We start from the raw sequence: 17,845 nt of genomic DNA, 5'->3' as shown, positions 1-17,845 counted from the left end.
GGGGGCGGGCTCAGTCCACCCCGCGGATCCGCCCCACGAGGCCCGCCCCCGCCATGCCGATCAGCGCCGCCACCAGGTAGAGGACCCGGTATCCGCCGAGGTGGGTGACGATCGGCGCCGCCAGTGCGGGGGCGGCGACCTGGGGCAGGGCGTTGGCGACGTTGATGACCCCCAGGTCCTTGCCCCGGTCCAGGGCCTTCGGCAGGACGTCCGTCATCAGGGCGAAGTCGACCGAGGTGAACACCCCGAAGCCCACGCCCAGGACCGCCGCCGCCACGATCGCCCCCGGCCAGGTCTGCCAGGCCGACAGGGCCGCCGTCGCCACCGCCATCAGCACCCCCGACCAGATCACGAACGGTTTGCGGCGGCCCACCCGGTCCGACCAGACCCCGCCGACCACGACGGTGGCCAGCAGCGTCACCCCGTTCACCGCGGTGAGCATCAGGACGCCCCGGTCCGGGTCGTGGTAGTGGACCCGGTCGCGCAGGTAGTAGAGGAGGTACAGCAGCACCAGCGCGTTGCTGAGGTTGATCAGGAAGCGGGTCAGCCAGGCCCAGCCCAGGTCCGGGTGGCGCCGCGGGCTCAGCCAGAAGCCGGCCAGGAAGCCCCGCCAGGACCAGGGCGGCCGGGCCGCGACCGGCAGCCGCAGGTCCCGGTGGGCGAGCACGTACGGCAGGACGCCCAGCACCGTGAACCCCGCGCACGCCGCATAGCCCGCCGCGATGCCCCCGGCCGCGGTCGCCAGCCCCGTCCCGCCGACCACGCCGAGGATCTGCGCCGCGCCCAGCCAGCCGCCCACCGAGCCGCGTTGCAGCCGGGGCACCCGGTCCGGGACCGCCGCCGTCACCGCCGCGAAGGCCGCGTTCAGCGTGAGCTGCACCAGGCACCAGCCGAGCGCCATGGTCCAGGGGCCGCCCGCGCCCGCGAGCAGCAGCAGCGACAGCGCGCCGCCCGCCGTACCGGCCACGATCCACGGCGTACGGCGGCCCCAGCGCGCCGTCGTGCGGTCGGACAGCGCGCCGAAGAACGGGTTGGCGACCAGGGACACCGCCGCGCCGGCGCCCGTCACCCAGGCGAGCATCGTCTCCTTGGACATCCCGGAGCCGGGCGCGAAGTCCTTCGCCTGGGAGGCCAGCAGGATCTGCAGCGGGCCGTACCAGCCGACCCAGATCGCCCCGTTGGCCAGCGACAGGGCGAAGGTCCAGCCACGGCCGACCCGTGCGACGGGTTCGGCGAGGGCGTCGACGGCGGGCAGGGCCCGGTCGGCCGTCGTCATCTCTGCGCCCGCACCAGATCGCGGAACCAGCCGTACGACGCCTTCGGTGTCCTCTCCAGCGTGCCGTAGTCGACGTGGACCAGTCCGAACCGGCGCGCGTACCCCTCCGCCCACTCGAAGTTGTCCAGCAGCGACCACACGAAGTAGCCCCGCACATCGACGCCCGCCTCCACCGCCCGGTGCAGGGCCCGGATGTGGCCGTCCAGGTAGGCGATGCGCTCCTGGTCGTCGACGCCCTCGTAGGAGCAGCCGTTCTCGGTGATCACGACGGGCGGCAGGCGGTCGCCGTAGCGGGCCCGGAAGCCGGTCAGCAGCTCGGTCAGCGCCTCGGGGACCACCGGCCAGCCGAAGTCCGTGACCGGGCGGCCCTCGATCTCCCGGACGGTGAAGGGCAGGTCGGCGGGGAGCGTGAGGCCGCCGAACTCGATCTCCGCGCCCTGCGGGGCGCCCACCCGCGTCGGCGCGTAGTAGTTGATCCCGTACCAGTCGACCGGCTCCGCGATCACCTTCAGGTCCGCGTCGACGTCTCCGGGGGCTCCCGGCATGAGCTCGCCGATGCCGTCGGGGTACCGGCCGAGCAGCAGCGGGTCCGAGAACAGCCGGTTCAGCAGGAGGTCGTAGAACTCCGCCGCCTCCACGTCCTCCTGCTTCTCCGACGCCGGCCACGTCGGGCCGTGCGAGTTGGCGATCCCGATGTCGCCCGCCCCGGCGGCGCGCAGCGCCTGTACGGCCAGGCCGTGGGCCAGCAACTGGTGGTGGGCCACCGGCAGGGCGTCGAACATGAGCCGCCTGCCGGGCGCGTGCGCGCCCAGCGCATGGCCCAGCAGCGTGTGCTCGGCGGGTTCGTTGAGGGTGATCCACTTGTGGACGCGGTCGCCGAGCCGGCCGGCCACCACCGACACGTACTCGGCGAAACGCGACGCCGTGTCCCGCTCCAGCCAGTCCAGGGCGACCGGCAGGTCCCAGTGGAAGAGGGTCACGACCGGGCGTACGCCCGCCGCGCACAGTTCGTCGACCAGGCGGTCGTAGAAGTCGAGGCCGCCGGGGCTGTTCACCCGGGGCCAGGAGACGGAGAAGCGGTACGCGTCCACGCCCAGACCGGCCAGGAGCGCCACGTCCTCGCGGTGGCGGTGGTAGTGGTCGCACGCCACCGCCGCGGTCGAGCCGTCCTTCACCCGGCCCGGCTCGGCGGTGAACGCGTCCCACACGGAGGGCTCGCGCTCGTCGGCCGCCCCCTCGATCTGGTGGGCCGAGGTGGACACGCCCCACAGGAAGCCGGCCGGGAACTGAGGTATCGGATCCGTCGCCGTGCGCTCGTCAATCGCCATGCGCGGATCATCCTTACCGCCGGTAACAGAAGTCAACGGGCAGGCGCCGACCCGTGGTCACGCCCCTTCCTTGAGCACCCGCGAGATCAGTTGCCGCTGCTCGTCGGTCAGCTCGGGATCGGCGGCGTACACCGTTTCGCCGTCCACGGTGATCCGGTAGCTGAACCCGTCGGGAACCCCCGCCGGGGGCGCGCCCTGGCCCGCGGCGAGCGCGCGCTCGGCCAGGGCGTGCCACTCGGGCGCGTCGGGCCGCCCCGAGGTGTCCACCTCGGCCTGCCGCTCGATGCCCGCGAAACCGCCCGTGCGCCTGACGTGAATACGCATGAGTACCTGTTGTAGTACGGAACTACGCGGTCGGCACCCCGACTTCCTGCCAGGCCTTGAGCACCGCCCCCTGTTCCCGGCCGGTGGCGCCGTAGCGGGCCTTGGCCGCCGCGACGGTGAGCTCCGCGAAGTCCGCGAAGGTGGCATCCTGCGGCAGTTCGCCGCCGGTGAGCACGTCGTACCAGATCTGTCCGGCCCGCTCCCAGGCGTGTCCGCCGAGCGCGGTGGCGATCAGGTAGAACGCGTGGTTGGGGATGCCGGAGTTGATGTGCACGCCGCCGTTGTCCTGGCTGGTCCTCACATAGCCGGCCATCGTCGCGGGCTGCGGGTCCTTGCCGAGCGTCGGGTCGTCGTACGCGGTGCCCGGCGCCTTCATCGAGCGCAGCGCCGTGCCGTGCACGTGCGGGGCGAGGAGTCCCGCGCCGATCAGCCAGTCGGCCTGGTCGGCGGTCTGGCCGAGGGTGTACTGCTTGATCAGCGAGCCGAAGACGTCCGAGACGGACTCGTTGAGGGCACCCGACTGGCCGAAGTAGGCCAGGTTGGCCGTGTACTGGGTGACGCCGTGGGTGAGTTCGTGGCCGATGACGTCGACCGGGATGGTGAAGTCGAGGAAGATCCTGCCGTCCCCGTCGCCGAACACCATCTGCTCGCCGTTCCAGAAGGCGTTGTCGTAGTCCTCGCCGAAGTGCACGCTGGCGTCGAGCGGGAGCCCCTTGCCGTCGATGGAGTCGCGGCCGTACGCCGTCCGGTACAGCTCGAAGGTGGCTCCGAGGCCCGCGTAGGCCCGGTTGACGGTGGCGTCCTTGCCGGGCTCGTCGCCCTCGCCGCGGACCTTCTTCCCGGGCAGCGTCTGGTGGTGCCCGGCGTCGTAGACGGTGCGCCGCGGTTGGCCGGCGGTGTCCTGGGGCGGGGTCGCCGTGGGGGCGCCGATGACCGTGGTGAGCCGGCGGCGGGTGCGCTCGAGGGCGTCGCGCTCCAGGGTGCGGCGCGCCGGAGTGGCGAGCGCGGCGTCCTCGTGCTGGGCGAGCTTGTCGAGGACATGCGGTGGAACGATGGTGCAGAAGACGGGCTCGTGGCCCCCGTGACTGTTCATGTCCGGCACCATTGCACTGAGTCACCGACATGTCACGAGCCGCAACCATGATTGGTGAAAAGGCGGGACGCGGAGCGGTGCATTCCGTGAAGAAGTGGTATAGAGCTCCGCGTCCGCGCGTGACGGTTCGGGCGGGCATCACCCGACCGGCGGTGCAAGACCCCGGCGAAAAGCCCTACGGCTCTGTCAGCCCCGCGTCGTACTCTTGAAGTCGCGAGGCCGCCCCTGAAGTCGCGCGGCCGTACCGAGGAGGAATCGCAGGCCTACAGAGCCGGCCCATGACTCAGACACCCACAGCTCACACCCCTGCACAGGGGCAGGCGAGTGCACAGATCACCGTCCCCGCCCAGCACCCGATGGTGATGGTGCTGGGTTCCGGCGACTCCCTGCTGCGCGTGATCGAAACGGCCTTCCCGGGGGTCGACATCCATGTCCGGGGCAACGAGATCAGCGCGGTCGGCGATCCGGCGGAGGTCGCCCTGATCCAGCGCCTGTTCGCCGAGATGATGCTCGTGCTCCGCACCGGGCAGCCGATGACGGAGGACGCAGTGGAACGCTCGATCGCCATGCTCCGGGCGGGCGAGGACGGCGAGGTCGCGCAGGAGACCCCGGCCCAGGTGCTGACGCAGAACATCCTGTCGTCCCGCGGCCGCACCATCCGTCCCAAGACGCTCAACCAGAAGCGGTACGTGGACGCGATCGACAAGCACACGATCGTCTTCGGCATCGGCCCCGCGGGCACCGGCAAGACCTATCTCGCCATGGCCAAGGCGGTGCAGGCCCTGCAGTCCAAGCAGGTCAACCGCATCATCCTGACCCGCCCGGCGGTGGAGGCGGGCGAGCGCCTCGGCTTCCTGCCCGGCACCCTCTACGAGAAGATCGACCCCTACCTGCGCCCGCTGTACGACGCGCTGCACGACATGCTCGACCCCGACTCGATCCCCCGGCTGATGGCCGCGGGCACGATCGAGGTCGCCCCGCTCGCGTACATGCGCGGCCGTACGCTCAACGACGCCTTCATCATCCTGGACGAGGCCCAGAACACGAGCCCCGAGCAGATGAAGATGTTCCTCACCCGCCTCGGCTTCGACTCGAAGATCGTGATCACGGGTGACGTCACCCAGGTCGACCTCCCGGACGGCACCAAGAGCGGTCTGCGCCAGGTCCAGGAGATCCTGGAGGGCGTCGAGGACGTCCACTTCTCCCGGCTGTCGTCCCACGATGTCGTACGGCACAAGCTCGTCGGCCGTATCGTCGACGCGTACGAGCAGTACGACAGCAGGCACGGCACCCAGAACGGCACGCACAAGGGGCAGAGCCGGGGCAAGGCCGGGCACAAGGGGAAGTAGAGACCGAGCACCACATGTCGATCGACGTCAACAACGAGTCCGGAACCGAGGTCGACGAGCAGGCGATCCTCGACATCGCCCGTTACGCGCTCGCACGGATGCGCATCCACCCGCTCTCCGAGCTCTCGGTGATCGTCGTGGACGCCGACGCCATGGAGCAGCTCCACGTGCAGTGGATGGACCTGCCGGGGCCCACGGACGTCATGTCCTTCCCGATGGACGAGCTGCGCCCGCCGTCCAAGGACGACGACGAGCCCCCGCAGGGCCTGCTCGGCGACATCGTGCTGTGCCCCGAGGTGGCCGCCAAGCAGGGCGCCGAGGCCCCGACGCAGCACTCCATGGACGAGGAGCTCCAGCTCCTGACCGTCCACGGCGTGCTGCACCTGCTGGGCTACGACCACGAGGAGCCCGACGAGAAGGCCGAGATGTTCGGTCTGCAGGCCGCCATCGTGGACGGCTGGCGCGCGGAGAGGGGCCTGACCGGTCCGTCCCCGGCCCCCACCGTGTCATGAGCCCGCAGATCGTCGTCGGCGCGATCGCCCTGGTCGTCGTCGCCTGGCTCGCCGCCTGCGCGGAGGCGGGACTGGCGCGCGTCTCCAGCTTCCGCGCCGAGGAGGCCGTCAGGGCGGGCCGGCGCGGCAGCGCCAAGCTGGCCCAGGTCGCCGCGGACCCGACCCGCTACCTGAACGTGGCGCTGCTGGTCCGGGTCGCCTGCGAGATGGCCGCCGCAGCGCTGGTCACCTACGCCTGCCTGGAGGAGTTCGCCGGGACCGCCGAGGCCCTGCTGGTGGCGATCGCGGTCATGGTCCTGGTGTCGTACGTCGCCGTCGGCGTCTCCCCGCGCACCATCGGCCGCCAGCACCCGCTGAACACGGCGACGGTGGCGGCGTACGTCCTGGTGCCGCTGGCCCGGATCATGGGCCCGGTCCCGTCCCTGCTGATCCTCATCGGCAACGCGCTCACCCCCGGCAAGGGCTTCCGCCGCGGCCCCTTCGCCTCCGAGGCGGAGCTGCGCGCCCTCGTCGACCTCGCCGAGAAGGAGTCCCTGATCGAGGCCGAGGAGCGCCGCATGGTGCACTCGGTGTTCGAGCTGGGCGACACCCTCGTGCGGGAGGTGATGGTCCCGAGGACGGACCTGGTCACCATCGAGCGCTTCAAGACGATCCGCCAGGCCCTCACCCTCGCCCTGCGCTCCGGCTTCTCGCGCATCCCCGTCACCGGGGAGAGCGAGGACGACATCGTCGGGATCGTGTACCTGAAGGACCTGGCCCGCAAGACGCACATCAGCCGGGACGCCGAGTCGGAGCTGGTGTCCACCGCCATGCGTCCGGCCGCCTTCGTGCCCGACACCAAGAACGCGGGCGACCTGCTGCGCGAGATGCAGAAGGAGCGCAACCACGTCGCCGTGGTCATCGACGAGTACGGCGGCACGGCCGGCATCGTCACCATCGAGGACATCCTCGAGGAGATCGTCGGCGAGATCACCGACGAGTACGACCGCGAGCTGCCGCCGGTGGAGGAGCTGGGCGACGACCGCTACCGGGTCACCGCCCGCCTGGACATCGGCGACCTGGGCGAGCTGTACGGGCTCGAGGCGTTCGACGACGAGGACGTGGAGACCGTCGGCGGCCTGCTCGCCAAGGCGCTGGGCCGGGTGCCCATCGCCGGGGCGTCGTCCGTGGTGGAACTCCCGGACGGCCGGGAACTGCGGCTGACGGCGGAGGCCGCGGCGGGCCGCCGGAACAAGATCGTGACGGTGCTGGTGGAACCGGTGGATCCGGTGGACCGCCGCGACGACGAGGAGAAGCCGGAGTGACCCCTCAGGAACTGCGCGCCTTCTGCCTGTCCTTCAACGCGGCGGTCGAGGACTTCCCCTTCAACCCGGAGACTTCGGTCTTCAAGGTCCACGGCAAGCTCTTCGCGCTGACGTCCCTGGACGCGCGGCCCCTGAAGGTCAACCTCAAGTGCGGCCCGGACGACGCGGTGCGGCTCCGCAGGGAGTACGAGGGCCTGATCGTCCCGGGCTGGCACATGAACAAGCGGCACTGGAACACGGTGACGGTCGACGGCGGGCTCCCGGACCGCCTGGTCCGGGAGCTGATCGAGGACTCCTACGACCTGGTCGTCGCCGGCCTGCCGCGAGCCGAGCGGCTCCGCCTCGACCGGCCCTGAGCCTCCCCGCCCGCCGAGGACCGTGCACCCGGAGGGCGGGCGCGGGCCGCTGCACCCCGTTGCGGGGCGGGCGTGTGCGGGGTTCGTATGCTCGGGGCATGACCGACAGCAACGCGCTCGACCCCGAGGACCGCAAGATCGTCACCCTGGCCCGTTCCGCGCGGGCCCGCAACGGCGTGCCGGAGGGCGCCGCGGTACGGGACGAGACGGGCCGTACGTATGTGGCCGGCACCGTGGCCCTGGACTCCCTGAAGCTGAGCGCGTTGCGGACCGCGGTCGCGATGGCCGTGGCGTCGGGGGCGCGGTCCCTGGAGGCGGCGGCGGTGGTGAGCGAGGCGGAGGCCGTTCCGGCCGAGGACCTGGCCGCGGTCGCCGATCTCGGGGGCGCGGGGACGCCTGTGCTGCTCGCCGCTCCGGACGGCACCGTCCACGGGACCGTCTCCGCGGGCTGAGCCACCAGGGGCTCCCTCCCCGGGGCGTCCGCTCGTCCACCGTTCCGGTCGGCCGGACCCCGACCGGAACACGCTCGGCCGGCAGAGGAGGTACCGGCCGAGCAGCAGTCGGCCCGGCGGAAGTCGGCCGGAATTCAACCTTGTTGGGTTGTTGCTCTCACGCATCAATGGACCCCGACGACCGACGGTCCGTCAGATCCGCACCGCCCGCAGCGTGTCCGCACCCGCCTGCTCGGCCTCCCGTCCGTCGGCGTCCCCACACGGCACTCCCCAGGAAGGGAAGCGGATCCCCATGAGAGGCAAGCGCACGGCAACGGGTGCGGCAGTGGTCGCCGGGGCCCTCGCGGTCACCGGACTCGCCCTCGCCCCCAGCGCGGCAGCCGTCACTCCCCAGTCGGCGACCATCACCGCGAGCTGCGGCATCTTCGGCGGCGGTGCGGCCACGCTCACCGCCACGCAGAGCGGCACCTCGGCCACCATCACCCTCACCTCCTCCGCGATCACCGCACCGCTCCCGGTGGCGCAGGACTCGATCTCCTCCACGCTGACCATGGCCAGGTCGGGCGGCGGCACCGTGGTGTTCAGCGGCACGAAGAACCCGGCCATGAACACCGGCGACCCGGTCAGTGTGGGCCCGCTCGACGGCACGGTCGCCTCCGGTGACAGCCTGGACGCCTACGGCGGCTCGCTGAAGATGGTGATCTTCGGGATCACCGTGACCTGTACGGCGAGCGCTCCGCAGTCGCCCGGCCCGTTCGTCTTCGACTGAGCGATCCGCTCCGGATGCCGCAGAACTGATGAGTCGTCAGATTTCTGCGGCATCTCCATTGACTTCTCACCCCCGCTCCACATCAATGCCCCCTGTCGGCGCAGATGAGCCGCTGCGCCCGCAACCCTCAGGAGGGGGCCCATGGGTTCCACACCCCGAAGATCCCGACGGTGGCGCTGGGCGTCACTGGTCGGGGCGACCGCGCTCGCGGTCACCGCGGGCGGCGCGCTGGCCTGCCCGGCCGGTGCCGCCGGCACGAACGTGGACTTCGCCACGCACTGCATCCCGCCCGCCGTCGCGGGCATCCCGCCGATCGACGGCACCAGCACCGCGAACGTGTCGGTGGACAACACCAGCCCGAAGGTCGGCGACACGGTCACCGTGACCTACACGGTGGTCACGGCCGCGGCCGGCAACCCCACGGACCTGGCCCTGCCGGCCGACATCATGACCCCGACCGGCAAGGTCACCCTCGGTGGCGCGCAGACCGGTGACGTGACCGTCGCCGGGCCGAAGAAGAACCCGCCGGTGCCGGGGAAGGCCACCTTCCCGTCCTTCTCCATGACCGGCACGTTCACCGTCACCAAGGCCGGCCGGATCACCCTGTCGCCGGGCGACTACAACATCCACACCAGCTACATCCTCGAGCTGGACACCCCGTGCACGGTCACCAGCCCGCCCGCCCCGGTGTCGCAGACCGTCACGGCGACCGACGGCACCCCGGCCAACACCCGCACCATCTCCCTGGGTTCGGCCTCCGGCGACCCGGGCGCCAGTGTGACGGTCAGCGGCAGCAACTTCACGCCGGGCGCGACCGTCACCCTGGCCGGACGGGCCGGGGACGCCCAGACCGCGGACACCGCCACGGTGACCGCCAACGCCCAGGGCTCCTTCAGCGGTTCGCTGGTCGTCAAGGACAAGGCGACGACCGGGATCGTGGCCTACGAGGGCAGCTCCTGGAGCGCGGACAAGGGCGCGGGCCCGGCGGCGTACGTGGTCAACGACAACACGCCCGTCCCGGCCGGCAGCCAGAAGCTGACCACCACCGTCAAGGCGGGCACCCTGTCCATGTCCCAGTCCGGGGACGCCGTGGCCCTCTCGGCGGTGGACTTCGGCAAGGGCGGGGCCTCGACCGGCGCCCTGCAGAGGGTGACCGTCAAGGACTTCCGCGGCGGGCCCGCCGGCTGGTCCCTGACCGGCAAGGTCACCGACTTCACCGGTCCCGGCGCCAGGATCGATGCCGGGAAGCTGAGCTGGACTCCCGCCTGCGCGACCAAGGCGGGCAGCCCCAGCACCTGCAAGGCCGGTTCGCCCGGCACGGTGGGCACCTCGGGAGCGACCCTGGCGTCGACCCCCGACTCCACGCTCACCGGCGGTGAGTTCACCGTCGACGCCGGGCTCTCCCTGGACGTACCGGCGTTCACGCCTCCGGGCTCGTACTCCGGCGTCCTGACCCTCACGCTCACCTGATCCCGACTCCGACTCACTCCGGTGGCCGGGCGCCCCGCCGCAGGGACGGGGTCCGCATCCGCCCGACCGCCACCATCCGAGCCCGTGGGGGGTCCGCACCCATGCGCAAGCCGTACGTCCTCCTCCTGAGTCTGTTCACGCTCGTCCTGGGTGTGCCGAGCGCCCCCGCGCGGGCCGCCGACAACGGCGGCTGGTCCGTCTACCCGGTCGCCTCGAAGATCGCCGCGCGGCCCTACTTCTACCTCTCCGCCGACCCCGGCCAGACCCTCACCGACAAGGTCGCCGTCGCCAACAAGACCGGCGGGCCGCTCACCTTCCGGCTCTACGCGGCCGACGCCTACAACACCGCGCGCGACGGCGGGTTCGCCGTTCGGACCCTGAAGGAACGCATGCGCGGGGTCGGCGCCTGGGCGAAGCCCGCCACCTCACGGATCACCGTGCCCGGGCACGGCACCGTCACCGTGCCCTTCACGCTGCACGTCCCCGAGGGCGCCGAACCCGGCGACCACCCCGGCGCGATCGTCGCGCTCGACGAGCAGGTGGACCGGGGCAGCGGCAGGCTGGCCCTCGGCGTGCAGCGGGCCGTCGGCGCCCGGGTCTACCTCCGGGTCGGCGGCCCCACGCTTCCGGCGCTCTCGGTGGAGAAGGTGCACATCAGCCACCACCAGCCCCTGGTCCCCGGCCTCGGCGACAGTACGGCGGCCATCTCCTACACCCTGCGCAACACCGGGAACGTCACCCTCGACCCGAAGGTGGAGCTGAGGGCACGCGGGCTGTTCGGCCGGACGCTGCTCGACCGCGACCTGACCGGCCTGCCCTCCGAGCTGCTGCCCGGGCAGCGGGTACGGCTCACCGAGACCTGGCACGGAGCACCCCAGCTCGACTGGGGGCACGTCACCCTGACCGCGACGGCCCGGGGCACCCGCCAGTCGGCGGGCGCCTCCTTCTTCGCGCTGCCCGGGCTGCTGGCGGTCCTGGTGTTCGCGGCCGGGGTGGTGACCGGGATGCTGCTGGTCAGAGCGCGTCGGGGCCGCGCTCGCCGGTCCGTACCCGTACGACCGTCTCGACCGGCACCGCCCAGACCTTCCCGTCTCCGATCTTTCCCGTCTGCGCGGCTTTCACGATCGCGTCGATGACGGCGTCGGCGTCCGCGTCCGCGACGACGACCTCGATGCGGACCTTGGGCACGAGGTCCACCTGGTACTCGGCGCCCCGGTACACCTCGGTGTGGCCGCGCTGGCGGCCGTAGCCACTGGCCTCGGTCACGGTCAGACCGTGCACGCCGAGTTCCTGCAGGGCCGTCTTGACCGCGTCGAGACGGAACGGCTTGACGATCGCGGTGATGAGCTTCATGCCTGGGAGGTGACCTTCTGGGTGGCTGCGGGGACGGAGTGGGCGACCGGGGCGCCATGGCCCAGGACCCCGTGATCGTAGGCGGTCTCGGCGTGCACCGTAAGGTCCAGCCCGGTGTGCTCCTGCTCCTCGCTCGCCCGGAAGCCGATCGCCTTGTCGAGCAGCTTGCCGATGGCGTACGTCACGGCGAACGCGTACAGCGCCACGACGACCACCGCGAGGAGCTGCTTGCCGAGCTGGGCGATCCCGCCGCCGTACAGGAGGCCCTCGGCCCCGCCGGTCATCTCCTTGACCGCGAACAGGCCGATGAGGAGGGTGCCGATGACGCCGCCGACCAGGTGGACGCCGACGACGTCGAGCGAGTCGTCGTAGTTCAGCTTGAACTTCCAGCTCACCGCGTAGGAGCAGACGACGCCGGCGGCGAGGCCGACGACCAGTGCGCCGAGCAGGGACACCGTGCCGCAGGACGGCGTGATGGCGACGAGGCCGGCGACCGCGCCGGAGGCCGCGCCCAGGGTGGTGGGGTGTCCGTCGCGCTTCTGCTCGACGAACAGCCAGCCGAGCAGGCCGGTGCAGCCGGCGGCGAGCGTGTTGAGGAAGGCGGCCGCGGCGAGGCCGGTGGCGCCGAGGGCGGAGCCCGCGTTGAAGCCGAACCAGCCGAACCAGAGCAGTCCGGCGCCGAGCACCACCATGGGCAGGTTGTGGGGCCGCATGGCGTCCTTCTTGAAGCCCAGGCGCGGGCCGAGGACCAGGCACAGCGCCAGTCCGGACGCGCCGGAGGTGATCTCGACGGGCAGGCCGCCCGCGACGTCGAGGGCGCCGAGCCGGTGCAGGATCCAGCCACCGGGACCCCACACCCAGTGGGCGACGGGAACGTATACGAGCAGGGCCCAGACGGGCACGAAGACCAGCCAGGCGCCGAACTTCGCGCGGTCCGCGATCGCGCCGCTGATCAGGGCGGCGGTGATGATCGCGAAGGTGAGCTGGAAGGTGGCGAACAGGAGGGTGGGCACGGTGCCGTGGAGGCTGTCCGGGCCGAGGCCCGCCATACCGGCGTGCCGCAGCCCGCCGATGAGGCCGGCGAACGCGTCGTCACCGAAGGCGAGGGAGTAGCCACAGGCCAGCCACACCACCGTGACCAGGGCGATCGACACGAAGCTCATCATCAGCATGTTGAGGACGCTCTTCGTGCGGACCATGCCGCCGTAGAAGAGGGCGAGGCCCGGGGTCATCAGCAGCACGAGGGCGGTGGCGGCGAGCAGCCAGGCGGTGTCGCCGGTGTCGATGTGGGACGCGGCCAGGGTCACGGGCTCTCCTAGACGGTACGGGGGCTCGTCCGAGGGTCACCGGCGTGCGTTTCCTGTTGCGTACGGCTGTGTTTCCGCGACGTTTCGTGTTGCGTGAAGGTTTCCGGAAGCTCACCGGGACGCTCCCGGGGGCCGGGGCGCGGCCGGGCGTGCGGCGGGGCTCCGTGGATCAGGGAGAATGGGCGCCATGAGCGTGCGCACCCAGCCATCCGAGCCCACCGAGGCCGTCCACCGGGCGGGCTTCGCCTGTTTCGTGGGCCGTCCCAACGCGGGCAAGTCCACCCTGACGAACGCTCTGGTCGGGCAGAAGGTGGCGATCACCTCGAACCGGCCGCAGACGACGCGGCACACGGTGCGGGGCATCGTGCACCGGCCGGACGCGCAGCTGATCCTGGTGGACACCCCCGGTCTGCACAAGCCGCGCACCCTGCTGGGTGAGCGCCTGAACGACGTGGTGCGCACGACGTGGGCGGAGGTCGACGTGATCGGCTTCTGTCTGCCCGCCGACCAGAAGATCGGCCCGGGCGACCGCTTCATCGCGAAGGAACTGGCCGGGATCAGGAAGACCCCCAAGGTCGCGATCGTCACGAAGACGGACCTGGTGGACTCCAAGGCCCTGGCCGAGCAGCTCATCGCGATCGACCAGCTCGGCAAGGAGCTGGGGATCGAGTGGGCGGAGATCGTTCCGGTGTCGGCGACCGCGAACAAGCAGGTGGACCTGCTGGCGGACCTGCTGATCCCGCTGCTGCCGGAGGGGCCGGCGCTCTACCCCGAGGGCGATCTGACGGACGAGCCGGAGCAGGTCATGGTGGCGGAGCTGATCCGCGAGGCCGCGCTGGAGGGCGTACGCGACGAACTCCCCCACTCGATCGCCGTGGTCGTGGAGGAGATGCTGCCGCGCGAGGACCGCCCGGCGGACAAGCCGCTGCTGGACATCCACGCCAACGTCTACATCGAACGCCCGAGCCAGAAGGGGATCATCATCGGGCCCAAGGGCAAGCGGCTGAAGGAGGTCGGCATGAAGTCGCGCAAGCACATCGAGGCGCTGCTGGGGACGCCGGTCTTCCTGGACCTGCATGTGAAGGTGGCGAAGGACTGGCAGCGGGACCCCAAGCAGCTCCGGCGCCTCGGTTTCTGAGGATTTTCGCCCCGCCGCCCCTACCCGCCCCGTCCCCGGGGGCTGCCGCTCCCGGGCCCCGCTCGGCCTGACCGACCTCTGGCCGATTGATGCCGGCCGGCGCTGAATGATCAGCCCCTCCGGCGATTGAGGAGCGGGGGTGCCAGGGGGCGGAGCCCCCTTGGCGGGGTCGAGGGGCGGAGCCCGTGGAGGTCGGGGAGGGTGGGGGCGGCGGGGGCGCAACGCATCTCGCGCGGCCCCCGGCGTGCGTCACCCCGGCCGGCGGAAGCCGATCGTCGGGACCGCCCGGCGGCGGGGCCACGCCTCCACGTCCTCCTCCGGCACCAGGCCCTCCAGGAACGCGTAGCGGGTCAGGGCCGCCGGGTCCTGGCTCTCGTAGGACTGGACCTTGCGCCACCACGACCCGATCTCCGACCAGTCGGGCGCCGAGAGCGAGCCGCCGAACTCCTGGACGGACAGCGCCGCCGTCAGCCCCGCGAAGGCGAGGCGGTCGGCCAGCGGCCACTCCGCCAGCGTGCCGGTCACGAAACCCGCCACGAAGACGTCGCCCGCCCCCGTGGGGTCCAGCGCCTCCACGGCGATCGCGGGCACGCCCGCGCTCTCCCCGGTGCGCCCGTCCACGGCGTACGCCCCCTCCGCGCCGAGGGTGACCACGGCCAGCGGCACGTACTCGGTGAGCGCGTGCGCGGCCGCGCGCGGGCAGTCGGTGCGCGTGTACCGCATGGCCTCCTCGGCGTTCGGGAGGAACGCCTCGCAGTGTTCGAGGTCGGCCAGCCCCGCCGGATCCCAGGCCCCGGTCTCGTCCCACCCCACGTCGGCGAAGATCCGCGTGCCCTGCTTCGCGGCCTCCGCGATCCACGGCTCCCGCCGGCCCGGTGTCAGCGAGGCGACCGCCGCCCGGGCGCGCGGCGGGTGGTCCGGGGCCGGCTCCTCCGGGGGCGGCTCGTGGCCGTGGGAGACCATGGTCCGCTCGCCCTCGTACGCCATGGAGACCGTGACCGGGGAGTGCCAGCCGGGGACCTTGCGGGACGGCGAGAGGTCGATGCCCTCGCCCTCCGCCAACTCGTCCCAGCAGTACTCGCCGTAGTGGTCGTCACCGAAGGCCGCCGCCAGGCACGTCCGCAGGCCGAGGCGGGCCAGCGCGGTGGCCATGTTGGCGACGCCGCCGGGGCTCGACCCCATCCCCCGCGCCCACGACTCGGTGCCGCGTACCGGGGCGGAGTCGAGGCCGGTGAAGATGATGTCGAGGAACACGGTTCCCGTGAGGTAGACGTCCCAGGGCGGGTCGCCGGGCGCGCGCTGCGCGGCAAGGGGGTCGACGTGGGCGTGGTGGCGGTGTGGTCCCTCTCCGATGGACGCGGTCACGGTGCACTCCCTGGCGTGTGCTGGTCCAGCCAGTGTGCACCAAGCGTCCCGTCGGGCGGTGCCGGTCACCCGTGCGGGCGGCCGGTGCCGCGGCACCGATTACCAGCGGGGGACCGTGGGCGTGACCCAGCCGGGGTCCGCGGCCCGCATGGCCGCCTCGTCGTCGCGGTCGCGCAGGCCGCCGTCGTCGGCGAGCCAGCGCTCGTGCAGCGCGGCCAGCCGGTCGCGGTCCAGTGTCACGCCGAGCCCGGGCGCGTCGGACACGGCGACCCGGCCCGAGGTGAAGCCGATGCGCTCGGTGATGACGTCCTCGGACTGCCAGGGGTAGTGGGTGTCGCAGGCGTGGTGCAGGCCCGGCACGGTCGAGGCCACCTGGGTCATCGCGGCCAGGGAGATGCCGAGGTGGGTGTTGGAGTGCATGGACACCCCGACCCCGAACGCGCGGCAGATCGCGGCGAGTTCGCGTGTGTTGCGCAGCCCGCCCCAGTAGTGGTGGTCGGAGAGCACCACCTGCACGGCGCCCCGCGTGAACGCCTCCTTGATCTCGTCGAACGTGGTCACGCACATGTTGGTGGCGAGCGGGATTCCGGTCCGCGCGGCGATCTCGGCCATGGCGGGCGTGCCGAGGGCGGGGTCCTCCAGGTACTCGAGGACGTCGCGCAGTTCCTCGGCCACCTTCACCGAGGTCTCCACCGACCAGGCGCCGTTGGGGTCCAGGCGCAGCGGATGCCCGGGGAACGCCTCGGCGAGGGCGCGGACCGCGGCGATCTCCTGATCCGGCGGGAACACGCCGCCCTTGAGCTTGAAGGACGTGAAGCCGTACCGCTCCTTGAACCGCCGCGCCTGCGCGACGACGCCCTCCGGGTCGAGCGCGGCTCCCCAGTCGTCCTGCTCGCCCGCCACGCCCTCGGGGTGGCCTGCCCACTTGTAGAACAGGTAGGCGCTGTACTCGACCTCGTCGCGCAACTTGCCGCCGAGCAGCGCGTGCACGGGCAGCCCGAGCGCCTTGCCGAGCGCGTCGAGGCAGGCGACCTCGAAGGCGGACAGGACGGACAGGCGCAGCTTGTCGGTCGTCTGGACGCCGCGCAGCCCGCCGACGTCGAGCCGGTCGGAGGCCCGGGAGCCGTCGACGGCCACCTCCTCGGCCATCGCGAACAGCCCGTTCAGGTCGGACACCTGGCGGCCGACCAGTTTGTCGGCGAGGGGCCGGGCGAGCTCCAGGTACTTGGTGTCGCCGTACGTCTCGCCGATCCCGCCGGTCCCGTCGGCGGTGACCACCTCCACGATCAGCCGGGGCGTGTACGGCTGGTGGACGCCCTGGGTGTTCAGCAGGGGCGGGTCGGCGACCAGGATCGGGGTCAGCCGTACCTCGGAGACGGTCAGATCGCGGGTCACAGGGCGGCTCCTACGAGGTCGAGTCCGGCGGTCAGCAGGTCCTTGAGGTCGGCCAGGTCTCCGGCCGACGGCTCGGTGAGCGGGGCGCGCACGGGCCCCACGGGGCGGCCGCGCAGCCGGGCGGCGGCCTTGACCAGCGACACGGCGTATCCGGGCACCCGGTCGCGCAGTGCGACGAACGGGACGTAGAAGTCGCGCAGCAGCGTGTCCACCGCGGCGTCGTCGCCGGCGTGCAGCGCGGTGAAGAAGGCGTCCGCGATCTCGGGCGCGAAGGCGTGGACGGCGGAGGAGTAGGCCGGGACGCCCACGGCGGCGTACGCGCGGGCCTGGACCTCCGCGGTGGCGGCGCCGTTGAAGAACAGGAAGCCCTCGGGTGCGGCGAGGGTGAGCCGTTGCAGCCGGTCGAGGTCGCTGTGGCCGTCCTTGAGGCCGATGACGCCGGGGATCCGGGTGATGCGCCGGAACGCCTGAAGGCCGTAGGCGACCTGACCGCGCTGGTAGGCGATCAGCGGCAGCCGGGTGCGGGCGGCGATGTGTTCGAGCTGGGCGACGAGCCCGTCCTGCGGGGCGGCGACCAGGTAGTGGGGCAGGACGAGCAGGGCGTCGGCGCCCGCGTCCTCGGCGATGCGCGCGAACCGTACGGCCTGCGCCCAGCCGTATCCGATGCCGGCGACGACGGGCACGCGGCCGTCGGCCGCCTCCACCGCGGCGGCGACGACCTGCCCGTACTCCTCCTCGTCCAGGGAGAAGAACTCGCCGGTGCCGCACGCGGGGAAGACGGCGCCGGGGCCGGTGGCGAGCTGTGCCGTGACATGGGCGCGGAAGCCCTCGAGATCGAGGGAGCCGTCCTGGTGGAAGCTGGTGAGCGGGAAGGACAGGACCCCGCGCGCCATGCCGTCCCGCAGCCGCCGTGCCACGGCCTCCGTACCCGAACCGCCGCTCACCCTGGCTCATCTCCCCATCTGGATGCCATCCACGTATGAAGATGAAGGTTAGATAGACGAACGGAGACCGTCAATGCCCCGCGCCGGGACCGGAGAGCCGCGCCGCCCGC

General features: G+C 72.1%; 17 protein-coding genes and 1 pseudogene. 9 read left to right on the top strand and 9 right to left on the bottom strand.

All coding sequences use genetic code 11. The features are described from left to right. Window positions 1-10 precede the first annotated feature (10 nt). The 4 genes from ACZ4SW_RS05455 to ACZ4SW_RS05440 are packed head-to-tail and all read right to left on the bottom strand — an operon-like array spanning window position 11 to window position 4,021. Window positions 11-1,276 carry an MFS transporter gene (locus ACZ4SW_RS05455; RefSeq protein ID WP_468238247.1) on the bottom strand — a complete coding sequence of 422 codons (1,266 nt, stop codon included), beginning with the start codon at window positions 1,274-1,276 and terminating at the stop codon, window positions 11-13. Then, window positions 1,273-2,604, bottom strand: coding sequence for a GH1 family beta-glucosidase (locus ACZ4SW_RS05450; RefSeq protein WP_468238244.1), 1,332 nt, complete (start codon window positions 2,602-2,604; stop codon window positions 1,273-1,275). Before ACZ4SW_RS05450 ends, ACZ4SW_RS05455 begins: the two co-directional genes overlap by 4 nt. A 57-nt stretch (window positions 2,605-2,661) precedes the next feature. Beyond that, complete coding sequence (locus ACZ4SW_RS05445) at window positions 2,662-2,928, bottom strand: protealysin inhibitor emfourin (protein WP_468238241.1); 267 nt, start codon at window positions 2,926-2,928, stop codon at window positions 2,662-2,664. Between the two features lie 22 nt (window positions 2,929-2,950). Beyond that, a complete protein-coding gene (locus tag ACZ4SW_RS05440) occupies window positions 2,951-4,021 on the bottom strand; it encodes a M4 family metallopeptidase (protein WP_468238239.1) in 1,071 nt (356 codons plus the stop codon). Window positions 4,022-4,299: 278 nt separating this feature from the next. On the opposite strand from ACZ4SW_RS05440, the gene ACZ4SW_RS05435 reads away from it, so the two are divergent. From ACZ4SW_RS05435 to ACZ4SW_RS05400, 8 genes and pseudogenes are all read left to right on the top strand, one after another. Further along, window positions 4,300-5,370: a PhoH family protein gene (locus ACZ4SW_RS05435; RefSeq protein WP_468238236.1), complete on the top strand. Its 1,071-nt coding sequence runs from the start codon at window positions 4,300-4,302 to the stop codon at window positions 5,368-5,370. Between the two features lie 14 nt (window positions 5,371-5,384). Further along, on the top strand, window positions 5,385-5,882 hold the full coding sequence (gene ybeY / locus ACZ4SW_RS05430; RefSeq protein ID WP_103838288.1) for an rRNA maturation RNase YbeY: 498 nt from the start codon (window positions 5,385-5,387) through the stop codon (window positions 5,880-5,882). Then, window positions 5,879-7,186 (top strand): hemolysin family protein, encoded by a 1,308-nt coding sequence (locus ACZ4SW_RS05425; RefSeq protein WP_468238233.1) that lies wholly within the window; start codon window positions 5,879-5,881, stop codon window positions 7,184-7,186. The genes ybeY and ACZ4SW_RS05425 overlap by 4 nt, the downstream gene beginning before the upstream one ends. Further along, window positions 7,183-7,542 (top strand): MmcQ/YjbR family DNA-binding protein, encoded by a 360-nt coding sequence (locus ACZ4SW_RS05420; RefSeq protein WP_468238231.1) that lies wholly within the window; start codon window positions 7,183-7,185, stop codon window positions 7,540-7,542. Before ACZ4SW_RS05425 ends, ACZ4SW_RS05420 begins: the two co-directional genes overlap by 4 nt. 98 nt (window positions 7,543-7,640) lie before the next feature. After that, window positions 7,641-7,994, top strand: coding sequence for a cytidine deaminase (locus ACZ4SW_RS05415; RefSeq protein WP_468238229.1), 354 nt, complete (start codon window positions 7,641-7,643; stop codon window positions 7,992-7,994). A gap of 292 nt (window positions 7,995-8,286) precedes the next feature. Next, on the top strand, window positions 8,287-8,763 hold the full coding sequence (locus tag ACZ4SW_RS05410) for a hypothetical protein (protein WP_468238226.1): 477 nt from the start codon (window positions 8,287-8,289) through the stop codon (window positions 8,761-8,763). Window positions 8,764-8,904: 141 nt separating this feature from the next. Beyond that, a complete protein-coding gene (locus ACZ4SW_RS05405) occupies window positions 8,905-10,233 on the top strand; it encodes a beta-xylosidase (protein WP_468238223.1) in 1,329 nt (442 codons plus the stop codon). A 101-nt stretch (window positions 10,234-10,334) separates the two neighbouring features. Continuing rightward, window positions 10,335-11,348 (top strand): annotated as a pseudogene (locus tag ACZ4SW_RS05400) (DUF916 domain-containing protein); the annotation flags it as partial. Here the strand turns inward: ACZ4SW_RS05400 and ACZ4SW_RS05395 are convergent. Further along, window positions 11,248-11,586 carry a P-II family nitrogen regulator gene (locus ACZ4SW_RS05395; RefSeq protein WP_468238220.1) on the bottom strand — a complete coding sequence of 113 codons (339 nt, stop codon included), beginning with the start codon at window positions 11,584-11,586 and terminating at the stop codon, window positions 11,248-11,250. The pseudogene ACZ4SW_RS05400 and the gene ACZ4SW_RS05395 overlap by 101 nt on opposite strands. Then, entirely contained in the window at window positions 11,583-12,893 is a 1,311-nt protein-coding gene (locus ACZ4SW_RS05390) for an ammonium transporter (protein WP_468238217.1), read from the bottom strand. The genes ACZ4SW_RS05395 and ACZ4SW_RS05390 overlap by 4 nt, the downstream gene beginning before the upstream one ends. Window positions 12,894-13,080: 187 nt before the next feature. On the opposite strand from ACZ4SW_RS05390, the gene era reads away from it, so the two are divergent. Beyond that, window positions 13,081-14,031, top strand: a complete 951-nt coding sequence (era, locus tag ACZ4SW_RS05385) for a GTPase Era (RefSeq protein ID WP_468238214.1) — start codon at window positions 13,081-13,083, stop codon at window positions 14,029-14,031. A 249-nt stretch (window positions 14,032-14,280) separates the two neighbouring features. Here the strand turns inward: era and ACZ4SW_RS05380 are convergent, their stop codons facing one another. From ACZ4SW_RS05380 to ACZ4SW_RS05370, 3 genes are all read right to left on the bottom strand, one after another. Then, window positions 14,281-15,396 carry a carbohydrate kinase family protein gene (locus ACZ4SW_RS05380; RefSeq protein WP_468238212.1) on the bottom strand — a complete coding sequence of 372 codons (1,116 nt, stop codon included), beginning with the start codon at window positions 15,394-15,396 and terminating at the stop codon, window positions 14,281-14,283. Between the two features lie 99 nt (window positions 15,397-15,495). Beyond that, on the bottom strand, window positions 15,496-16,791 hold the full coding sequence (locus ACZ4SW_RS05375; RefSeq protein ID WP_468238210.1) for a glucarate dehydratase family protein: 1,296 nt from the start codon (window positions 16,789-16,791) through the stop codon (window positions 15,496-15,498). Further along, on the bottom strand, window positions 16,788-17,684 hold the full coding sequence (locus ACZ4SW_RS05370) for a 5-dehydro-4-deoxyglucarate dehydratase (RefSeq protein WP_468238512.1): 897 nt from the start codon (window positions 17,682-17,684) through the stop codon (window positions 16,788-16,790). The genes ACZ4SW_RS05375 and ACZ4SW_RS05370 overlap by 4 nt, the downstream gene beginning before the upstream one ends. Window positions 17,685-17,845: the final 161 nt, after the last annotated feature.

The organism is Streptomyces sp. NPDC028331 (assembly GCF_055565775.1).
This window is presented reverse-complemented; position numbering and strand designations above follow the sequence as displayed.

Excerpts from the sequence above, each read along its gene's own strand:
- ACZ4SW_RS05425 (WP_468238233.1), top strand. The coding sequence starts at position 5,879 with ATGAGCCCGCAGATCGTCGTCGGCGCGATCGCCCTGGTCGTCGTCGCC.
- ACZ4SW_RS05395 (WP_468238220.1), bottom strand. The coding sequence starts at position 11,586 with ATGAAGCTCATCACCGCGATCGTCAAGCCGTTCCGTCTCGACGCGGTC.
- era (WP_468238214.1), top strand. The coding sequence starts at position 13,081 with ATGAGCGTGCGCACCCAGCCATCCGAGCCCACCGAGGCCGTCCACCGG.
- ACZ4SW_RS05370 (WP_468238512.1), bottom strand. The coding sequence starts at position 17,684 with ATGGCGCGCGGGGTCCTGTCCTTCCCGCTCACCAGCTTCCACCAGGAC.
- ACZ4SW_RS05455 (WP_468238247.1), bottom strand. The coding sequence starts at position 1,276 with ATGACGACGGCCGACCGGGCCCTGCCCGCCGTCGACGCCCTCGCCGAA.
- ACZ4SW_RS05410 (WP_468238226.1), top strand. The coding sequence starts at position 8,287 with ATGAGAGGCAAGCGCACGGCAACGGGTGCGGCAGTGGTCGCCGGGGCC.
- ACZ4SW_RS05450 (WP_468238244.1), bottom strand. The coding sequence starts at position 2,604 with ATGGCGATTGACGAGCGCACGGCGACGGATCCGATACCTCAGTTCCCG.
- ACZ4SW_RS05440 (WP_468238239.1), bottom strand. The coding sequence starts at position 4,021 with ATGAACAGTCACGGGGGCCACGAGCCCGTCTTCTGCACCATCGTTCCA.
- ybeY (WP_103838288.1), top strand. The coding sequence starts at position 5,385 with ATGTCGATCGACGTCAACAACGAGTCCGGAACCGAGGTCGACGAGCAG.
- ACZ4SW_RS05445 (WP_468238241.1), bottom strand. The coding sequence starts at position 2,928 with ATGCGTATTCACGTCAGGCGCACGGGCGGTTTCGCGGGCATCGAGCGG.
- ACZ4SW_RS05405 (WP_468238223.1), top strand. The coding sequence starts at position 8,905 with ATGGGTTCCACACCCCGAAGATCCCGACGGTGGCGCTGGGCGTCACTG.
- ACZ4SW_RS05435 (WP_468238236.1), top strand. The coding sequence starts at position 4,300 with ATGACTCAGACACCCACAGCTCACACCCCTGCACAGGGGCAGGCGAGT.
- ACZ4SW_RS05415 (WP_468238229.1), top strand. The coding sequence starts at position 7,641 with ATGACCGACAGCAACGCGCTCGACCCCGAGGACCGCAAGATCGTCACC.